Genomic DNA, 18,541 nt, shown 5'->3' on the forward strand with positions numbered 1-18,541 from the left:
GCGTGCCGACCGGCACGCGTATCCACGTAAATCGCACTCAGCGCCGGGCTTCGGCGATCCAGTCCGTCATACGCGCGGCGAACTGCTGCTCGGAGAACGCGGCGGCATGTGCCCGGATGCGCTCCGGCGACAGTTCCGGCAGGCGGTGGACCAGCGGTACGAAGCTGCGTGGGTCGACGGAGTCGACGAGGAAGCCGGTCTCGCCGTTGTTGACGGTCTCCAATAGACCGCCGCGGCGCAGACCCAGCACCGGGGTACCGCAGGCCTGTGCCTCGACCGGGATTATGCCGAAGTCCTCATGGACCGGGAACAGCAGCGCCCGCGCACCCCAGTAGAGCTGGCGCAGCCGCTCCTTCGAGGGGCGTACCTCGAACGTCACCGCCACCCGGGCTCGCTCGGCGGCGTGGCGGAGCGCGGTCTCTTCGGGACCCGAGCCGGCGATGACCACCGGCAGACCGGCCGCCTCGGCGATCTGAATGATCAGGTCGAAGTTCTTGTACGGGATCCACCGCCCGACCCCGAGCAGGTAGTCGCGGGACTGGCTCTGGTCTGCAGCAGGCGCGGCAGCGAAGTAGTCGACGTCCACCGGAGGGTTGATGACGACCGCGTCGCGTCGCCAGTACCGGGCGATCCGGGCACGCACCTCCTCGGAGTTCGCGGCGTACCCGTGCACGTGGCGGCTGAGCCGCACATCGGCGGTCTGCAGCACACGCCGCGGCAGGGTCAGCAGCGGGTTGGAGCCCCGCCCGTCGAAGTTCGGGCTCCAGATGTATCGGGCGGGGGAGTGCACGTAGCTCAGGTACCGGGTGTGTTCCGTCGAGCCGAGCCGTACGGTGTGGGCGAACGCGTGGCTGGACGAGATGACGAGGTCGAACCGCTCCCGGCTGAGGGTCCGCCAGACCAGCGGCATCAACGGCAGCGCGCCTGCCTTCGTACGGCGCAACGGTGTCTGCGCCAACCAAGATTCCCGCAGGTTGGGCTCGACGGCGTCGTGGTCCTTCCACAACACGAAGCGCTCAGCCTCCGGCAGCAGGTTGCTGATCTGCCGGAAGACGTTCTCGGAGCCGCCGGTCGCCCCGAACCACTCGTGCACGAGCGCCACCCGCCTGCTCGTCAGATGGTCGAGCGGGCGCGTCCCGTCGGCCTCAGGATGGGCGGAAAGATCGTCTACCACTGGTTGCTCCTCATGCCGTGGGGACGCCGGCGTCCGGCCGTACCGGCCAGCCGAGATGGTCGCTGCTCGCCTGTTGCGCTCTGATCTGCGCGTAGCCCTACTGCAACCTCCGGCGCAGCACCCGGGCGGCGACGAAATGCGGCGCGAAGCCCGCCTCCACGAACTGGATGATGGGCCGGACCTGCGAGTACTCCGCGGAAAGAGCAGCGATCATCCACTGTACGTAGATGAGGACGACTCGCTTGTACGTCAACCTGTACCACACGACGACCGCGAAAAGCAGGTAGATCTTCAGTTCGACGGGACAGGGGTCGAGTCGCCGGATTCGTTGGCCGGCTGCGGTGCTTCCCGCTCCGAGGTGTCGTCCATGCCGGTCACCAGGCCGGTGTGCATCGCCATCGGGTCCTCACTTGATCGCCACCAGGCCGTCCTGCTGAGGCTCGTCCGTGCCGTGGCCGAGCTTCTTCAGGACGAACGACAGGAACGTACGCCGAAGCGAGGGCACGGCCGTTACGTAGCCCACCCAGATCAGCAGGATGGCCACGCACGATGCGATGAGGCGTAGCGGCCCGGCGCCGGCCAGCAGATATCCGGCTACTGCGGCGACGGCCGCGCCGGGCAGCGCGAGGGCGAGCAGGCGTGTGCTGTAGCCCAGCACCGACAGCCACCTCGCCGAGATGAGGAACATCAGGACGCCGCCGATCGAGGACGCCGCGCCGATCGTGAAGGCCCCCCACTGCCTGTACAGCAGGAGGTTCACGGCGATCGGAATGCCGAAGGACAGCGCCATCACGATCGCGACCTGGAAGTTGGCCCCTCGGGCGTTCAGCACTTTTACGAAGGTGTAGCCGAGGACGTGTGCCCAGATCCCGAGCGCGAAGCCCATGAGCAGCACCGACGAGACGTCCACGGCCCGCTCGTCGAACTGGCCTCGGGCATAAAGAAGGGTGACGATCCCCCGGCTGTTCAGCGACAGGATCAGGGCGAGGGGCACGGCCACCAGGATCACCGGCGGGATCAGTCGGCCGAGCCCGTCACCCACCTCATCGGCCTTCATGCGGGCGAACGACGCCAGGCCGGCCAGACCCAGCGGGGCGGCGAGCAGGGCCATGCACGAGTCGACCACGAAGCGTGCGTACTCGGTGGCCGCTACCACCTCGACGCCGAGCAGCGAGCCGACGGCCCGCTCGACCGCGATCGAGCCCTGCAGGATCACGGGAATCAGCAGCAGTGGCCGCAGGCGCCGCCAGAACATCCCGAGGGCCACCTTGGCGGCCGCCCGATCCGGGCGGTGCGAACCAGTGTCGTCGCCTCCGTGCAGGTAGCCCTGACGGCGGATCCAGTAGGCGCCCCAACCCCACAGCACGATGTACGGCACCGTGAAGCCCCACGCCAGCACGGAAACGTGCCCGGTCCTCCAGGCGATCACCGTGGCGAGGATCAGCCCGACGCTCTGGCACGAGGGCCGCAGGTTGATCAGGCGGACGTCGTCGTTGGCCAGGCCGACCAGGGTGTTGAGGTTGTACAGGACGTAGAACGGAACCCCTAGCGCGGCGATGCCGAGCATGGTCGCGGCGATGTCCGCCGTGTGCGGATCCAGCCCCGGCCCCAGGAGCCCAACCCACAGGTCCCGCCCGAAGATCAGCGCCACGGCCAGAAGCAGGGAGAAGACGGCCAACAGCAGGTGCACCGCACGGTGCAATGTCCGCGCCATCGCCGGCCGCTCCTGGCGGTACTGCACGTACAGGGGAAGGAATCCCGCAGTCAGCGCGTCGGCGGTGAAGAAGTTGATCGGAACCAACGTCGCAGTCAGCGCGATACGGTTGGCTGCCACCACCCGCCCCGCCCCGAAGAGCGCGGCCAGCAGCACCTCGCGGAGCAGGCCGAGGATCTTGCCGGCGATGCCGCCGAGGACCAGACGGAAGAAGATCTTGCCCATGGTCAGGCTCGGCGCTGTGTGATCAGGTGCGCAAACTCCGCCAGGTAGTCCCGGGCACACTGGTCGAGCAGGAAGGCCGGGGGCAGCAGATTTTCCCGCGGCGCTCGGTCCGCGGTCACCTTCAGCAGCACGTCGGCAAGAGCGTCTGAGTTCGACGTGTCGACCTCGTGCATCACCTGGCTCAGCGCTTCGGATCGGATCGACCCGGCCGTGACGACGCAGGGCAGGCCGCCGGCCAACGCCTCCAGCACCGCCATCGGAAGCCCTTCCAGTCGCGCGGTGGTGAGCAGTGACACGTCCGCGGCCGAGTAGTAGTCGGGCACCGCGTCCGCGTCCACCCGTCCGGTGAAAACGACCATCTTCTCCAACTGGAGCTTGCGGACCAGGCCGCGCAGCCGTCCGTCGTCCGGGCCATCGCCCACCATGAGGAACCGGAACCGGTCGCCGAGGCCACGGTCACGGAGGGCCGCTGCCGCCTGCAGGGCACGGTCGACCCGCTTCTGCACGTGCAGTCGGCCGATATAGCCGACCAGTACCGTCGCCTCGTCGATTCCCAGAGCGCGTCGGACCCGGTCCCGGGCCGCGCGGTCAAAGGCGTGGTCCTCGGCCCGGACGCCGTTCGGAATCAGGCGGATCTTGCCTGGCAGCGTCGACCAGTTCTGTGGCGCCGCGGTCAGCGACTCGACCACGTTTTCGCCGACCGCGATCAGGCGGTCGAAGTCGCGATACCGGGCAAGGTCCCGGACCAGCGAGAGGGCGTTCTTGGGCGTACCGGCCAGGGAACGCGCGGTGGGTGTCCGCAGCTTCGACCCGAGTTCCATGGCGGACGTGCCGTGGGCCTGGAGCACGAACGGCGTGTGCGGGTGCAGGGCCCGCTCCCGGACCACTGAGTAGGAGCCGGCGCTGACCGAGAGAACCACCCCCGGTGGGGTGCCGATCGCCGCCCAGTGGGCCCGGGACTCCTCCCACCAGGCGCGGGAGTAGTGGCCCGGCCGGGTGCCGGCCAGCGGCGTCACCTGGACGCCGTCCTCTGTGAACGCGCCGTTCCGGCCCGGAATCGCCGTGGTGACCATGTGCACCCGCGGTACGTTCCTGGCCCACTCGGCGGCCAGTCGCCAGGCGAGGGTTTCCATCCCGCCGGTGTGATGGTGCGGCGTCGACCGGGAATGGATGAGAATTGACTCGATCACAGCAGATCCCTGTACAACGACTCGAGTTTCTCGGTCTGCCGGCGCAGGTTGAACCGGTCCTCGACGGTCTGCCGCCCGACCTTCCCGAACCGGTCGCAGAGGTGCTTGTCCCGCAGCAGTTCGATCAGCCGGTCCGCGAGCGCGGCGACATCCCGCTCGGGCACCAGGAAGCCGTTCGCCCCGTCGGTCACCGCTTCCGGTATCCCGCCGTGGAGAGTGCCGATCACCGGCTTGCCGGAGGCGGCCGCCTCCAGGAGGACCATGCCCAGCCCCTCCTGGTCACCGTCCTGCGCCGTCACGCTCGGCAGGCAGAGCAACGTCGACTGGCTCAGCCACTGGAGGGTAACGCTGTGCTTCTGGGTGCCCAGGAAGCGCACCGATGCCTCGATGCCGAGTTCCCGGGCGAGCGCGCCGAGCGGGTCGCGGAGCGGACCCTCACCGATGAGCGTCAGCTCCGCACCGGGAATCGCCTTCCGCACGTCAGCGAAGGCCCGCAGCAGGTATTGCGTTCCCTTCTTTTCCACCAGCCGCGCGACGTGCAGGATGCGGGGCACCTCGACAGGACCGGTGGGCTGGATGGCGTCGACGTCCACGCCGATGGGCAGTACGCGGCACCGGTCCGCGGGGTATCCCCACTCCACCGCGCGGCGGCGGATGTGCTCGGACACGCAGACGAACACCGCGCCCTCAGTGAAGAGGGAGTTGCGGAAGGTGACGTAGTTCAACCACGACGGCTTCTTCGAGGCGAGCATCTTCGCCCGGGTGACCGTGACGTCGAAGCCATGCAGGGTCGTGACCAGCGGTACTCCCAGCGCCTTCGCGGTGGGGACCGCGTACACCCCCTCGACGCCGAAGTGGGCGTGCAGCAAGGCGGTGCCGCGCTCCGCGAGGGCGCCGGCCAGCGCCTCGGAGCGGCGCGTCAGCGTGTACGACAGGACGGCCGGCTTGCCGAACTCCGCGACGCTAAGCGATTCGGTCCCAGGTCGGTCCGGAACCAGATCCCGGCCCACGAACAGCGGTCGGAAGCTGCGCATCGCCAGCGCCTGGCTCGGGATGAACGTCTCCGAGGGCAGGAACTGTTGATGTCGAAGGATTCCAACGGCGGGTAGTCGCATGATCGTTCGACTCCTCGCGGCCGCCCCCGATGAGGAAGGCGACCAGCAGCGAAAGGATAGGTATGAGGTGGATGTCACCGAAAATCTCGGTGTTGTCACCCAGCCCATGAATGAGCGTCCAGGCGATGGCCGCGGTGGTCCAGAGCGCGAACGCTCGGTGTCGAGGCTCGCCGTTCGTGACGACGCGGACGGCGAGCCGCAACGCGAGCGTGAAGAACGCGGCGGTCAACACCAGGCCGACCAGACCTGTCGCGGCCCACGCCGCGAGGAGGACGTTGTGCGGCGGGAAGCTGCGGTAGATGCCGTGCTCTCGCGCGTATGTCCCGAAGCCGGCGTCCCAGCCGCCGTAGCCGAGGCCGAGCAGCGGGTCACGCAGGAACGCCTCCGCGCCGAAGCCCCAAATGGCCGCCCGGTCGCCGAAGGACTTGGCCAGCGCATCGGTGAAGCCGAGGTTGACGGCGAGCAGCACGGCCGCGACCGCGCCGAGCAGACCGGCGCCGCCCAGCCCGAGCAACAGTTGACGGCGCCTGCGGCCGGTCGGCCAGTGGCGGACGCTCTGTCGGGCCGGCCCCGACCCGCGCGTAGGGGCGAGACGTTGGACGGCGAGCACGGTCGCGGGTAGGGCGACCGCGAGGATCGTCGCCGATTTCGAGCCGGTGATCGGCACCGCCGCCAGCGCGACGAAGCCCACCACCCGCGTCCACCGATCCCGGGTGACAGCCGCGACGGCGAACGCGGCAATCGCGTTCACACCGAGGAACAGCCCGGCGACATTCGCGTTCACGAACACCCCGCCGGACTTCGCCTCGTCGAAGACGTTGTTGGGACTGTCCCCAAACAGGGCGGCGACGGTGTTCTGCCCGGCGACGATCCCACCGACGGAACGCAGGAACGCGTCCTCCACGCCAGGTAGGACCCGGAAGGTGAGCACCATCGCCGCCTCCACCATGACCCAGGGCCAGTACCAGCGCGCCAATCGGCGCAGCAGATCGGCGTCCTGACGGACAGCCTGGAGCATCAGCGTCAGCGTGACGATGAACTGGCCGAGCAGCGCGATCAGCGGCAGACCGGCCCGTGGATCCGGCGACCAGACCAGCGCGAGCATCCGTACCACGAGCAGCGCCACCAGGACGCGGAAGAAGCCGAGGCGGAGCAGGTCGACGCCGGAGCCGCGACGGGCCGCAAGGAGGACTCCCGGAGCCAGCAGGATGGTGACCACCGTCGACGCAGCGATGTCGGTGCTGCCCTTGGGTAAGAGGTAGAACTGCGGCAGGGCGAGAAAGAGCACCAGGCAGGCCGCGGCCGCCGGCGTCGATCCGGTCGCGATCGCCCAGGATGCGGCCGAGCGTGCCCTAGCCACGGGTGCCTCCAGTCTCGCCGGCAGGCCACGCCACGACCTCGGCGGCGCGTCGTGGCATGCGATGTGCGATGTCCCGCAGGAGGCCACCCCGCGAGCGCCAGCCGAAGTCGCCGGCATACCGGACACGGGCCTCGATCACGTCGTCCGTGCTAGGGCGGATCGTCGCCAGCACCTGGCCGACGAAGTCGCCGGTGGAGCTCGCGGCGGTGATGTGCTTGGTGGCCCGCGCCGCCTGTACGACGTCGGGGATGGGGGTGCTGACCACGTTCAAGCCGGATGAGAGGTACTCATAGCACTTGAGCGGGCTGACGCCGACGGTGTAGTCGTTCAGCGCGTACGGGATTAGCCCGACGCTGCAGGTGCCCGCGGCGGCGGCGAGTTCGTCGAGGGTCAGTACTCCCAGGTACCTGGCGCCGAGCCGTTCGAGTTGGGCCAGTTCGCGGTCGAACCCGCCGCCGCCCGCCGCGATCGGGCCGGCGAGAAGAAGCTCGCCGTGCCCCTGAAGTGCGGTGGTCAACGTGCGCAGCAGTTCGAAGTCCAGCTTGTGTGGCGAGAGGTTGCCCGCGAACAGTGCTGCGGGAAGCCGCTGCGCCGCCGGCTGGCTCGCGGCGGAGAAGACATCGATCTCGGCGACGTTCGGCAGCGTGAGGACCTCGGTGAACCCGACGTCGCTCAGGTGGGCGGTGACGGCCCGGCTGGTGCCGATGGTCAGGTCGGCCAGCTCCGCCAGGTGCCGCTCGCCGGCGGACACGGCCGAGGCGTCGATGCCGGGAAAGGCCTGAAGGATGTCGACGCAGTGGTAGAGGGTGAAGTCCGCGTACTGCTCCAGGCCGTACGTGACGGGCGTGAACGTCCAAAGAATCCGAGGGCTCGGGCTTCGTCGCCATTCGGCCACGGCACGTTCCAGGAGGAGTCGGTTCGGCAAGCGGGTTGGCCCCTGATGGATCGGCACGATGAGCGGCGAGATGACCGTGGCCCGCTCGGGGATGGGACGGTAGGCCGCCGTCTTCTGATGGCCGACGACAGAGTGTCGCAGCCGCTTGGCGATGCGGGTGACGTCCTTCGAGTCGAGTCTCACTCGACGTAGACCCAGAGACTCCACGAAGTAGGTGTCCGAGTCACGGGCCAGTTCCCGTACGACGTAGTGCTGGTTCGTGGCGATCTCAGCATTCCACTCGGCGGTGCCCAGGACGAGGATCGTCGGTGCTGCCGACCCGGCTCCGGAGAGGGGGTCCGGCGGCGAAGGTGGTGTCGTCACGTGTCTCTTCCGGATTCGTCCGGCCACATGTTCGCGCTGCGGCCGCAGGTGTGCAGACCGCGCGGCAGCGGTGGTGCGTGCACGACAGGACGCACTCCGCTACAACCCGATCCCCGTTCGGTTGGGTGCGTTTCGCCAGTCGCGACGGTGGCCGGGCGCACCCGCAGACGACGGCAGCGAGGGCCGCCCCGTCAAGCCGGGGTTAATAGACCTCAGTGCCGGCCGTTCTGTCAATGATGGACCGGACTGCCGGACCGTCCGGTGACGATGCCGAGAAGCTACGTCAGAACGCTACTCAATCCTTCTGTAGGCTTTTGGGATCAGATGGGCTACTCGGAGCACGGAGGAAATAGCTCTTTGGTCAGATCCTGTCGGCGTGGGAACGGTCCGGGCCTGTCGCCGGACAACGGTGACACTCCTTACTGTGGACGTATGACCGACGACATCGTCCTTCTGCTTCGGCGGGCCGGTTTCGGCCCCACCGCGGCGGAGGTGGGCGCCGGAAGGCAACTCGGCTACGCGGCGACGCTGACGGGGGTGGTCGCCCCTGCCGGGCCCGATGTCGGCGCGACCAGCGCACCGGTTCCCGACCTGGGCCCCGATCCGTTCACCCGCCTGCCCCGGCCGACGGACGCTCAGCGGGCTGAGGGAGACCGTCGGCGTACGGAGCAGACGGTGTCCCTCGCGCGCTGGTGGCTCGATCGGATGACCGTGGCAGACCACCAGGCGGTCGAGAAGTTGGTGTTCTTCTGGCACGGGCACTGGGCGACCTCGGTGGCGAAGGTCCGCAGCCCGCAGCTCATGCTCGGGCAACTGCACGCGTTCCGGGAGGCACGCGACTTCGCGGAGTTGGCCCACCACATGGTGCTCGACCGGGCGTTGGTCTACTGGCTGGACGGGCAGCACAACAAGAAGGCGGCACCGAACGAGAACCTCGCCCGGGAACTGTTCGAGCTGTTCATGCTCGGTGTGGGGCGGTACACCGAGCAGGACGTCAAGGAGGCTGGCCGCGCACTGACCGGCTGGCGGGTCGTCCTTGACCGTGAGTCGTTGGTCTCCGATCCCCAGCACCGCGACACCGGCCGCAAGAAGGTCCTCGGCGTCACCGCGAACTTCGACGCGAACAGTCTCGTCGACCTTCTGCTGGAACAACCGACTTGCCGGCGGTTCATCGCGTCCCGGCTGTGGTTCCGGTACGCCTCGCCAACCCAGCCCATCCCGGAGCGCACCCGTGACGCGATGGCGGAGGCCTTCCCGGCGCCGATGGCGATGCTGCGAGTGCTCTTCGCCGACGAGGCGTTCCAGGCGACTCGCGGGACGATGGTCCTGCAACCCGTCGAGTGGCTGGTCGGCGCGATGCGTCAGCTGGGGGTCCGGCCGGCCGCCATGCCCGCGCAGGTGTTCACGCAGATCTACTGGGCGATGGAAGCGCTGGGTCAGCGTCCGTTCGCGCCGCCGAGCGTCGGCGGGTGGCCGGCAGGTGCTGCCTGGCTGACCTCGGCCGCAGCCCAGGTCCGGTTGAAGATCGCCAGCATGCTTGTCGGCCTGGTGCAGCCCGGCTCCCTGACACCGGAAGCCGTGGCGCAACTGCTCTGCGTCGAACGATGGACCAACCGGACGTACGCCGTGCTGCGCGACGCCCGAGATGACCGAATGAAGCTGACACTCGGGTTGGTCAGTCCCGAGTACCTGGTGACCTGACCAGAGTGGATGTGTGGACATGGATGCGTTGACCCGACGGCGGTTCCTCATCTCGTCCGGGGTTGTCGGCGGTGGCGCGCTGGCGGCCGGCGCGGGAGTGCTGGGCTTTCACGAACTGCTCAAGAGCGGTGAGAAGACCAGGGCCGGTGATGCCCAGGAGGGCCTGCCCACGCTCGTTCTGGTCACCCTTTACGGCGGCAACGACGGTCTCAACACGGTCATCCCCTACGCGGACCCGGCCTACCACAGCGCCCGGCCGGAGTTGGCGTACGCGCCTGGGCAGGTGCTGCACCTCGACGACGCGTTGGGCCTCAACCCGGTGCTGCGCGGAATGAGACGGCTCTGGGACGACCGGAAGATGGCAATCGTGCGTGGCGTCGGCTACCCGAAGCCGGACCGGAGCCACTTCAAGTCGATGGACATCTGGCAGACCGCGTCGCCCGGCACCCCCGCTCCAACCGGCTGGGTGGGGCGCTGGCTCGACGCGACGAACGCCGCCACCGAGACGGCCGTCAGCTTCGAACCGGCCCTACCGCCAATGCTGGTGGGTAAGTCCCGCGTCGGCGCCTGCGTGAGCTACCGAGGGCTCACCCTGCCGCCGGGCGTCCCGCCCGCCGTCGTCTCGGCACTCGGCCGGGCTGAGCCCCGCGAGTCGGAGATGCAGGCGCGGGCAGCGGCCAGCTACGCGGACCTCATCACGATGAACCGTGTGGTGCAGGAAGCCGCGTCCGGAACCGACGAGCATGGCCATACCGGTGGGAGTGCCGTCCAGGCGACCGGCACGGGCGGCGACAACGCACTCGTCGCCCAGTTGGCGCTCGTTGCCCGGTGCGTGGAATTCCAGGTGCCCACCCGGGTCTACTCGGTGAGTCTTGGCGGGTTCGACACGCACGCGGGCGAGCGCGTGTGGCAGGAGACGCTGCTCAAGAACCTCGACGAGGCGTTGAGCGGCTTCGTGGACCGGATGGGCCGCACCGAGGCCGGCCGACGGGTCACCGTCGTGGTCTACAGCGAGTTCGGCCGGCGGGTCCGGGCGAACGCCTCCGACGGAACCGACCACGGCACGGCCGGGCCGATGTTCGTCCTCGGACATGACGTGGCCGGCGGGCTCTATGGTGAGCAACCGAGCCTGACCGACCTGGATGACGGCGATCTTAAGGCGACGACGGACTTCAGGGACGTCTTCGGCACCGTGCTCGCCAGCGTGTTGGCCGGCGACCCGGACCGTTACCTCGGTGGCTACCGGGCCCAGTTGCTGCCGCTGCTCGTGCGCTGATGCCGGCCGTCAGCGGCCACCACCGCGGAACACCTCGGCAACGGTGCGGAGCACGACCTTGAAGTCCAGCCACAGCGACCAATTCTCGATGTAGTAATTGTCGAACCTCGCCCGGTCCGAGATCGGGGTGTCGCCGCGCAGGCCACTGACCTGGGCGAGCCCGGTGAGCCCGACGGGCACCCGGTGGCGCATCGCGTAGGTGGGGTACTCGACCGAGAACTTCTCCACGAAGTGCGGCCGTTCCGGCCGGGGGCCGACCACGCTCATCTCGCCGCGCAGGATGTTCCAGAGCTGGGGCAGCTCGTCGAGCGACGTCCGGCGCATGAACCGGCCGACCAATCCCACCCGCTGGTCGTGCGCGATGGACCAGTTCGTCTGCGACTCGCTCTCGTCGGTGGGCTGCATCGAACGGAACTTGATGACCTTGAATGGCCTGCCGTATCGGCCGATCCGTTCCTGGTAGAAGAAAATGCCCCGCCCACCGTCGAGGAACGTCGCAATCGCGCAGAGCAGCAGCACCGGGCTGAGGACGAGCAACGCCACCGCGGCGAAGACCACATCGGACGCCCGTTTCACGGCCCATCGAGGGCCGGAGAGCTTGGTATCACCGATCTTGACGATCGGTATCGCGCCAATGTGGTCGGGATATCCGCCCAGGGACCGGGATCCCCAGAGACGCGGCACCGCCCAGAGGTCGGAGCGCGAATTGACCGCCCGCAGCAGGATGTCCATCAACGCCGACTCGGAACAATCCGGATCGGCGATGATCAGGACATCGCATTCGAGCATGTCGGTGAGCTTTTCGAGATCGTCCAGGGTGCCGATCAACGGAACCGACCCGACGCCCTCGCCCAGTGCGACGTCGACGCAACCGACGAACCGCAGGCCGTACTGCGGGTAGCGACGCAGCAGCCGGGCGAGCTCCAGACCGACCGGGCCGCTACCGATGATGATGGTGTTGTGCTCCACCCACCGGCGCTTGCGGGCGACGATGGTGAACGCCCTGCTGAAGGCCCGGCCGACGATCACCAGGCTGGCGGAGAGCGCGACGCCGCGCATGAACCCGCCCACGTAGTGCACCGAGTCGTGACGCTCGGCCGCGATGATGGCGACCACGGCGGCGGAGGCCAGCAACCGTCCGCAGATGCTCGGCAGTTCGTCCAGAATGCCGACGTGCCGCCGGGCCCGGTAGAGCCCGCCGGACGCGAAGATGGCCACGGCGAGCGCCGCGTTGGCCAGCGTCCCCCGCCAGTAGTTCTGGCTCAGCAGCAAGGGGACCAGCAGCGCGGCGACGTCGATGGGTGCCGTCAACATCCACGCCCGCAGCCAGCGCGTCCTCTTCGATGCGCGGGATCCCGCGTACGGCAGAACCGCTGTCGTGTCCATACCGGAGCGGACGGACGCTGTCGCCGACACCCTCGGCGGGTCGGCGACAGAGCTGCTGTCCGCATCGTGGTGCGCCTCCGCCTGCGGCGGCGCGTCGCCGAACTCCGTCCGTCTCGCACCCGGATAACTCATGACCGGTTGGCTCGACATGGTGATCCTCCCCCGTGAGCCCTCCGGCGCAAATTCATAGCCAGGGGGCGATCGCAGGTTACGACCGCGTCAGTTGCACCACCAGAGCCGGCACGGCAATCCTGTCTCCTACTTTGCGGCGGACGCGATGTCGGCCACCGAATCGCGGCGAACCGCGTCGAAGACACGTTGCGCCTTGCCCTTGTCGGCGATCACGACGCTTTCACTGCCGATTTGGCCCGTCCCCTTGGTGGGGCAGGTGAAGAACGCGAGGTTGCCGCCCCGGAGATGACGAAGCTCCATCGACAGGTCGACCAGGGACAGGGAACGGTCGACGGCCACCGAGTTGGCCGTGGCCTTCACGAAAGAGTTCAGCTTGGCGGGATTGGCGAGCACACCGCCGGAGGCTGCCTTGTCCAGAATGGCCTTGATGACCTGCTGCTGATGCTTGATCCGGGTGAAGTCGCCGTTGGCGAAGGCGTAACGCTCGCGGGCGTAGTCCAGGGCCGCGGCCCCGTCCATCGTCTGCCGGCCCTTGGTGAACTCGCGCCGACCATCGGGATTGAGCGAGTGGGTCGAGGTGAAGCTCTGCTCCACGTCGATTTCGACGCCGCCCAGCGCGTCGACGATCTCCTTGAAGCCGGAGAAGTCGACCATCGCCACGTGGTCGATGCGGACGTTTGTGAACTCCTCCACCGTCTGGACCATCAGCGGGACACCACCCCACGCGTACGCCGCGTTGATTTTGGCGTCGGTGCCGCCGCGCCCCTCCTTCGACTTGGGCACGTGCACCCAGGTGTCGCGGGGAATGGAGATCAGCTGAGCGCTGGACCGGTCCTTGGGGAGATGAGCCAGGATGATCGTGTCCGATCGGGAGCCCGAGCTGTTCTCCGTGTCGCGGGAGTCGCTGCCGAGAATCATGATGTTCATGGCGCCGGTCGCCACGGGCTGGGGACGTGACTCCTCGGGAACGTCGCCGAATGCGTCCACCCGCTCGATGTCGGAGTTGATGGATCGGAAGTAGAGCCCGCTCGCAACCACGCCACCGCCAGCGAGCAACGCCACGACCACGAGGGTGATCAGGACGATCCGTTTCCACCGCCGCCGGGGCCGCGGCGACGGGGCAACGATCTGCTCGCCACCATCTGGCTGCCCAGGGTCGACCGGCCCCGAGTTCGTCGGGAGGTTGAGTTCTGCGGTCTGGTCTGCACGCGCCATAGGGGCGATGCTACTGATTCACGTTCCGGCCCGCGTACCCTCGTCCGGCCAGGAACGCCCGCCGATGGTGGGAGGACCGTCGACCGGCGATCGGTGACATTCCCAGCCATCGTCCGGTTGGAACTGGTAAGAACCCACCCGTAGACGCGACGAAGCTCCGACGGGCCATCGCCCGCACACATCTCGCGCCGGTCGCCGCCGTTCGCCCGGGTCGCCCGCCACGACGCCAAGGTGCTGCGCATCTCCGCCCGGTGGCTGGCCACCTCCCGTGAGCATCACAACTACACGTACGAGCTGACCATATTCAGCCGCAACCACCTGGTCTGGTTCGTCAGCATGGTCTGTGACCGGCCGGTCAAGGCGGTCCGCGGGTGGCTCGACAAGATCGAGTCCGACCATGAGCTGCGCCAGCAATCGAGCGGGCCGCCGCGGGGGCCACCCGGCGCGAACTGGCCGACAAGCGGGTCCACTATGCCCGCCGCATCGGGATACGCGATCGTCCGCGCCACCCGCCCCTCGCACGTGGTCGAGACGGGTGTCGACAAGGCACTGGGCATTTGCGTCCTGGCCGCCCGCCGGCAGTGCAACGCCAGCCACCGGTGCCCCGGCGACGGCATCGGCATGGCATGGTGGCCGGGTGCGGCTGACCTCGATTCACACGTACCCCGTCAAGGGTTGTCACCGCCTCGACCACGACGGCGCGTTGGTGCAGCCGTGGGGCCTGGCCGGCGACCGACGCTGGATGGTGGTGGACGCCGACGGCGTCGGCGTCACGCAGCGGGAGACCACGCGGCTGGTCAACCTGCGCGCCGTCGTGCGCCCGGGCGGCCTGGTGCTGCGCGTGGACGGGCAGCCCGACCTCGACGTGCCGGAGCCGGCCGGCGGCGACCCGGTGGCGGTACGGACCTTCCGCAGCCGAACGATCCGGGTCCGGGCGTTGCCCGCCGGCGCGGCGGCCGACGCCTGGCTCGGCGCGCTGCTCGACCGGCCCGTCCGGCTCGTCTGGCTGGCCAACCCGGCTCGGCACTTGGCTACCGACGCGCGTGAGCACGACACCGGCGACCAGGTGAGTTTCGCCGACACCTACCCGCTGCTGCTGACGAACGCCGCCTCCCTCGACGCCCTCAACGGCTGGCTCGCCGACGCGGGGGAGGAGCCGGTGCCGATGACCCGGTTCCGCCCCAACCTGGTCGTCGACGGTGCGCCGGCCTGGGCCGAGGACGGCTGGGCCGGCCGGTCGCTGCGCATCGGCGACCTGCGGCTGCGCGCCGCCGGGCCGTGCGATCGCTGCGTGGTCACCACGACCGACCAGGAGACCGGGGTACGCGCGAAGGAACCGCTGCGCACACTCGGCCGCTACCGAAACGTCCGCCAGAAGCTTCTCTTCGGACTGAACCTGGTGCCCGTCGACGGTGGCCCGTTGCGGATCGGCGACCCGGTCGTCGTCGAACCCTGACCGGCCAGCGTCCCGGCCGTCACCGTCCGTCGATGCTGTCTTAGCTTTGGCTTAGCAGGCTTGTCCGGCCGCACGTGGGTCCGGCAGCATCGCCGACGTGACCGACGGAAGCGCTCCCGGCGGCGTCGACAGCAGGGGCATCGACGGTTCCGCCATCGGCGTCAAGGACGTCGACATCGAACTCGACCTGGACCGTGCTCCGGACGAGCGGCCCGCGTCCCCGTCCGGCCCGGTGCCCTGGCTGGTCGCAGCCGGGGTCACCGTGCTCGCGGCGGTGCTCGGGCTCACCCTGGCCCTGCGATCCGGCTCCGCCCCGGCCTGCGCCGCCGGCCGGACGCTCGCCGCCGCGCCACCCACCGGCACCGCCACCCACAGCGGCAAGGCGACCTTCTACGACTCGAAGGGCGCCGGCGGCAACTGCTCGAACCCGGCGGCCCCAGCCAACCGGCTCTACGTCGCGCTCGGCCCCACCGAGTACGCCGCCGGCGCCGCCTGCGGCGGTTTCCTCGACGTCACCGGCCCGAAGGGCACCGTCCGTGTCCTGATCATGGACCAGTGCCCGGAGTGCGAGCCGGGACACCTCGACCTGTCCCGGGAAGCGTTCGCCCGCATCGCCGACCCGGTGCAGGGCCTCGTCCAGGTCACCTACCGCGCTGTGGTCAACCCGCCCCTGCCCGGCCCGCTGAGCTTCCGGATCAAGGAGGGCGCGTCGCAGTTCTGGTTCGCCGTCCGGATCGGCAACCACGGCAATCCGCTGCGCGCCGTCGAGGTGCGCCAGGGCGACGACGGCCCGTGGCGCGCAACCGCCCGGCAGGACTACAACTACTGGCTGCTGGCCTCCGGCGCGGGCCCCGGCCCGTACAGCGTGCGGGTCAGCGACGTGTACGGACACCGTGTCACCGTGTCAGGCATCCGGATGGCACCCGGTCAGGTGCAGTCCAGTGTGGTGCGGATGTACGAGCGTGGCGTCGTGGCCAGGACGTCGCGCCCGCCCGCGACGGCCCGCCCGCCGGCGGCCCGACCCAGCGGTACGCCGACATCGGCACGCCGGCCGGCCGAGGTGGCGAAGGCGAGCGCCCCGGCCACCCCGGTCGCCGACCGACCCTCCACCCGACCGGCCGGGGCAACCGCCCGCTGGTGCGGCTGACCGGCCTTCTTGTTGCCGGTCTTCTTGTTACCGGCCTTCTTGTTGCCGGCCTTCTTGGTGCCGGTTGGCGTGGTGCGGCTGGCCGGTGTGGTGCCTTCTTGGTGCGGACTGGCGTGGTGCGGCCGGACGGCTTGGTGTGGCTGTCCGGCCTGGTGCGCTGGCGGCCTGGAGCGGCTGGCCGCTCAGCCGGTTGGTGTCAGGTCGAGCCACATGAGGATCTCGTCGCGGTCGTCGCCCGTCGCCACCCGCAGCGCGCCCGGCAGCCGACCGATCTCCCGATACCCGAGGCGGCGGTAGAAACTGTCCAGCCCCAACCCGTCGCGCACCGTCACGTGCAGCGCCTCGTGGCCCAACTCCCGACCCAGCCGGGCGGCCTCGCGCATCAGCGCCGACCCGTGGCCCGCACCCTGGGTGTCCGGGTGGATCATCACCCGCTTCAGCACACACCAGTGCGCCTTGAGGCCGAACCGGTTGTCGCTGAAGACCAGTACCGCAACAAGCCGGTCGCCGTCGTAGCCGACCAGCAGCCGGTCCGGCCCTTCCGCGATGCCCGCGAACGTCGGGTCGGCGATCGTACGGACATCGGTGGCGGTGACCGGCGGTACGAAACCCACCGCGCCACCGGCGTTGCTGACGTCCACCCAGAGGGCGACGATGTCGGCGCGCAGCCGTGGGGTCAGTTCGGGATCAAGGACGAAGCGCAGACTCACGGCGCCCATCCTGACCCGGCGGCCAGTCTCCCGGCCCATGATCGTGACGCGTTCGACAGCCAGCCCTGATCGAGCGGCGCTAATTCGTCCACCGACGATGTTGTTTTGTGGGGCCGGCGGGATTCGAACCCGCACTGGTACGGACCTAAACCGCATGCCTCCTGCCGTTGGGCTACGGCCCCTTGAAGCTGTACTCCACCAGCGTCCAGGGCCATTCTGGCCGATGAGGCAGCCGCCTGCCTATCCGGAAGCCCGTGGGAGTAACCGCCTCAGGATCGTAGACCACCTCGTCATCGACGAGGGCAGGCCGTCGCTGTCCGGCATACGTGGAGGTCTGGCTGTGGCAGTTGGGGCACAGCAGCCGGAGATTGCGCGGCCGGTTGTCGAGAAAGTCGCCGTTGATGTGGTCAACGTGCAGTGTCAGCTTGGCGCCTTGCCACGTCGACCCGGTGCCGCACACCTCGCAGCTTTCCGGAAGGCCGATTGTTGCCAGGGCGCGTTTGAGTCGAATGCCTGGGAGCCGACGGGAGCCCGCGGGCAGCACCACGAGCAGATCTTCGGGAGACCGCCGGCGCCAACGTACGCCTCGGTTGTGTGCCTGGCCGGTGAAGTGCGAGGTGTCGATGCCGAATCTCTTGAGCTGGCGGCTGATGTGCGCGTGCGAGCCACCGCTGACCCGGACGCCGAGCAGTCGCATCACCTCGGTGATGTTGCGCGCTGCGGCGGCTGCCTGAGCGAGCGCCTCCGGCGTGTATTTGTACCGAACCATTCACGCACGGTAACGAGACCGTGCGACAGGTTCAGTCCAGGCCGAGGTCTCGGCGGAGCTTGGCGACGTGCCCGGTGGCCTTGACGTTGTAGAGCGCCCGTTCGATCTTGCCGTCGGCGTCGATGACGAAGGTCGAGCGGATCACGCCGGTGACGGTCTTGCCGTACAGCTGCTTCTCGCCGTACGCGCCGTAGGCGGTGAGCACCGACCTGTCCACGTCCGACACCAGTCCGAAGGTGATGGCGTCGCGGTCGCGGAACTTCGCCAGCTTCTCCGGCTTGTCGGGGGAGATGCCGACCACCTCGTAGCCGGCCGCCTGGAGCGAGGCGAGCGAGTCGCGGAAGTCGCACGCCTGCTTGGTGCAGCCGGGGGTCATCGCCGCCGGGTAGGCGTACAGGACGACCTTGCGGCCTCGCAGGTCGGCCAGGGAGAGCTGGTCGCCGGTATCGGTGGGGAGGGTGAACTCGGGCGCGGGGTCACCGGGGGAGAGGCGGTCGGGCGCGGTCATGACCCGACCCTACCGCCGGGCATGCCGGTGTCGACGTCGGCGGCGCGCGCCGGCCCGTTGATCGACTCGCCGTCCGGTGAGCCGGCGGTCCCGAGCCGTGGCACGCCACTCGCCGGCACCGGCAGGACGATTTGTCGGATCCGCGCCATCCTGTGGCAGCGGCATGAGCAGATCTTGGACAGTTTCCGTCAGCCGCTGACGGAAA

The 18,541-nt window shown here is 69.1% G+C and carries 17 protein-coding genes and 1 tRNA gene; 5 read left to right on the forward strand and 13 right to left on the reverse strand.

All coding sequences use genetic code 11. The annotated features are described in order from the left end of the window. Positions 1 to 37: 37 nt before the first annotated feature. The 7 genes from AB0J68_RS08830 to AB0J68_RS08860 form a co-directional block, all read right to left on the reverse strand. The gene (locus AB0J68_RS08830; RefSeq protein ID WP_354855142.1) at positions 38 to 1,102 is read right to left on the reverse strand and encodes a glycosyltransferase; all 1,065 of its coding nucleotides are present in this window, start codon (positions 1,100 to 1,102) and stop codon (positions 38 to 40) included. A gap of 169 nt (positions 1,103 to 1,271) precedes the next feature. Beyond that, on the reverse strand, positions 1,272 to 1,427 hold the full coding sequence (locus AB0J68_RS08835) for a hypothetical protein (RefSeq protein WP_354855143.1): 156 nt from the start codon (positions 1,425 to 1,427) through the stop codon (positions 1,272 to 1,274). A 153-nt stretch (positions 1,428 to 1,580) separates the two neighbouring features. Then, positions 1,581 to 3,044 carry a lipid II flippase MurJ gene (locus tag AB0J68_RS08840; RefSeq protein WP_355066928.1) on the reverse strand — a complete coding sequence of 488 codons (1,464 nt, stop codon included), beginning with the start codon at positions 3,042 to 3,044 and terminating at the stop codon, positions 1,581 to 1,583. 71 nt (positions 3,045 to 3,115) lie between these two features. Next, positions 3,116 to 4,303 (reverse strand): glycosyltransferase family 4 protein, encoded by a 1,188-nt coding sequence (locus AB0J68_RS08845; protein ID WP_363937284.1) that lies wholly within the window; start codon positions 4,301 to 4,303, stop codon positions 3,116 to 3,118. After that, a complete protein-coding gene (locus AB0J68_RS08850) occupies positions 4,300 to 5,337 on the reverse strand; it encodes a glycosyltransferase (protein WP_354855146.1) in 1,038 nt (345 codons plus the stop codon). Before AB0J68_RS08850 ends, AB0J68_RS08845 begins: the two co-directional genes overlap by 4 nt. Next, positions 5,267 to 6,778 (reverse strand): O-antigen ligase family protein, encoded by a 1,512-nt coding sequence (locus tag AB0J68_RS08855; RefSeq protein WP_363937287.1) that lies wholly within the window; start codon positions 6,776 to 6,778, stop codon positions 5,267 to 5,269. Before AB0J68_RS08855 ends, AB0J68_RS08850 begins: the two co-directional genes overlap by 71 nt. After that, positions 6,771 to 8,036, reverse strand: a complete 1,266-nt coding sequence (locus AB0J68_RS08860; RefSeq protein WP_354855148.1) for a glycosyl transferase family 1 — start codon at positions 8,034 to 8,036, stop codon at positions 6,771 to 6,773. Before AB0J68_RS08860 ends, AB0J68_RS08855 begins: the two co-directional genes overlap by 8 nt. Before the next feature lie 432 nt (positions 8,037 to 8,468). Here AB0J68_RS08860 and AB0J68_RS08865 point away from each other — a divergent pair, with 432 nt between their 5' ends. Both AB0J68_RS08865 and AB0J68_RS08870 read left to right on the forward strand, forming a co-directional pair. Continuing rightward, complete coding sequence (locus tag AB0J68_RS08865; RefSeq protein ID WP_363937291.1) at positions 8,469 to 9,737, forward strand: DUF1800 family protein; 1,269 nt, start codon at positions 8,469 to 8,471, stop codon at positions 9,735 to 9,737. A 19-nt stretch (positions 9,738 to 9,756) separates the two neighbouring features. Continuing rightward, positions 9,757 to 11,013, forward strand: a complete 1,257-nt coding sequence (locus AB0J68_RS08870) for a DUF1501 domain-containing protein (protein ID WP_363937308.1) — start codon at positions 9,757 to 9,759, stop codon at positions 11,011 to 11,013. A 9-nt stretch (positions 11,014 to 11,022) separates the two neighbouring features. Here AB0J68_RS08870 and AB0J68_RS08875 read toward each other — a convergent pair whose 3' ends face one another. Both AB0J68_RS08875 and AB0J68_RS08880 read right to left on the reverse strand, forming a co-directional pair. After that, complete coding sequence (locus tag AB0J68_RS08875) at positions 11,023 to 12,327, reverse strand: sugar transferase (protein ID WP_354855151.1); 1,305 nt, start codon at positions 12,325 to 12,327, stop codon at positions 11,023 to 11,025. A 330-nt stretch (positions 12,328 to 12,657) separates the two neighbouring features. Further along, a complete protein-coding gene (locus AB0J68_RS08880) occupies positions 12,658 to 13,593 on the reverse strand; it encodes an LCP family protein (RefSeq protein WP_363937294.1) in 936 nt (311 codons plus the stop codon). A gap of 790 nt (positions 13,594 to 14,383) precedes the next feature. Here AB0J68_RS08880 and AB0J68_RS08885 point away from each other — a divergent pair. Both AB0J68_RS08885 and AB0J68_RS08890 read left to right on the forward strand, forming a co-directional pair. Beyond that, positions 14,384 to 15,202 carry an MOSC N-terminal beta barrel domain-containing protein gene (locus tag AB0J68_RS08885; RefSeq protein ID WP_363937297.1) on the forward strand — a complete coding sequence of 273 codons (819 nt, stop codon included), beginning with the start codon at positions 14,384 to 14,386 and terminating at the stop codon, positions 15,200 to 15,202. Between the two features lie 97 nt (positions 15,203 to 15,299). Continuing rightward, on the forward strand, positions 15,300 to 16,349 hold the full coding sequence (locus AB0J68_RS08890; RefSeq protein ID WP_354855154.1) for an expansin EXLX1 family cellulose-binding protein: 1,050 nt from the start codon (positions 15,300 to 15,302) through the stop codon (positions 16,347 to 16,349). Between the two features lie 182 nt (positions 16,350 to 16,531). On the opposite strand, the gene AB0J68_RS08895 is transcribed toward AB0J68_RS08890, so the two are convergent. The 4 genes from AB0J68_RS08895 to bcp all read right to left on the reverse strand — a co-directional run bounded on the left by AB0J68_RS08895 (position 16,532) and on the right by bcp (position 18,336). Then, positions 16,532 to 17,059 carry a GNAT family N-acetyltransferase gene (locus AB0J68_RS08895; protein ID WP_363937300.1) on the reverse strand — a complete coding sequence of 176 codons (528 nt, stop codon included), beginning with the start codon at positions 17,057 to 17,059 and terminating at the stop codon, positions 16,532 to 16,534. 108 nt (positions 17,060 to 17,167) lie between these two features. Beyond that, a tRNA-Leu gene (locus tag AB0J68_RS08900) sits at positions 17,168 to 17,241 on the reverse strand. Beyond that, positions 17,232 to 17,828, reverse strand: a complete 597-nt coding sequence (locus AB0J68_RS08905) for an HNH endonuclease (RefSeq protein WP_363937302.1) — start codon at positions 17,826 to 17,828, stop codon at positions 17,232 to 17,234. Before AB0J68_RS08905 ends, AB0J68_RS08900 begins: the two co-directional genes overlap by 10 nt. A 31-nt stretch (positions 17,829 to 17,859) precedes the next feature. Continuing rightward, positions 17,860 to 18,336, reverse strand: a complete 477-nt coding sequence (bcp, locus tag AB0J68_RS08910; RefSeq protein WP_354855157.1) for a thioredoxin-dependent thiol peroxidase — start codon at positions 18,334 to 18,336, stop codon at positions 17,860 to 17,862. A gap of 21 nt (positions 18,337 to 18,357) precedes the next feature. Here bcp and AB0J68_RS08915 point away from each other — a divergent pair. Continuing rightward, positions 18,358 to 18,541 (forward strand): hypothetical protein (locus AB0J68_RS08915; protein WP_363937305.1); only part of this gene is annotated, 184 nt, incomplete at its 3' end.

This window comes from Micromonospora sp. NPDC049580, from assembly GCF_040675595.1.
Taxonomy (GTDB): domain Bacteria; phylum Actinomycetota; class Actinomycetes; order Mycobacteriales; family Micromonosporaceae; genus Micromonospora.

Bases quoted from the DNA above. Each gene is read 5' to 3' on its own strand.
- AB0J68_RS08875 (WP_354855151.1), bottom strand. From the start codon at position 12,327: ATGTTGACGGCACCCATCGACGTCGCCGCGCTGCTGGTCCCCTTGCTG.
- AB0J68_RS08870 (WP_363937308.1), top strand. From the start codon at position 9,757: ATGGATGCGTTGACCCGACGGCGGTTCCTCATCTCGTCCGGGGTTGTC.
- AB0J68_RS08905 (WP_363937302.1), bottom strand. From the start codon at position 17,828: ATGGTTCGGTACAAATACACGCCGGAGGCGCTCGCTCAGGCAGCCGCC.
- AB0J68_RS08865 (WP_363937291.1), top strand. From the start codon at position 8,469: ATGACCGACGACATCGTCCTTCTGCTTCGGCGGGCCGGTTTCGGCCCC.
- bcp (WP_354855157.1), bottom strand. From the start codon at position 18,336: ATGACCGCGCCCGACCGCCTCTCCCCCGGTGACCCCGCGCCCGAGTTC.
- AB0J68_RS08850 (WP_354855146.1), bottom strand. From the start codon at position 5,337: ATGCGCAGCTTCCGACCGCTGTTCGTGGGCCGGGATCTGGTTCCGGAC.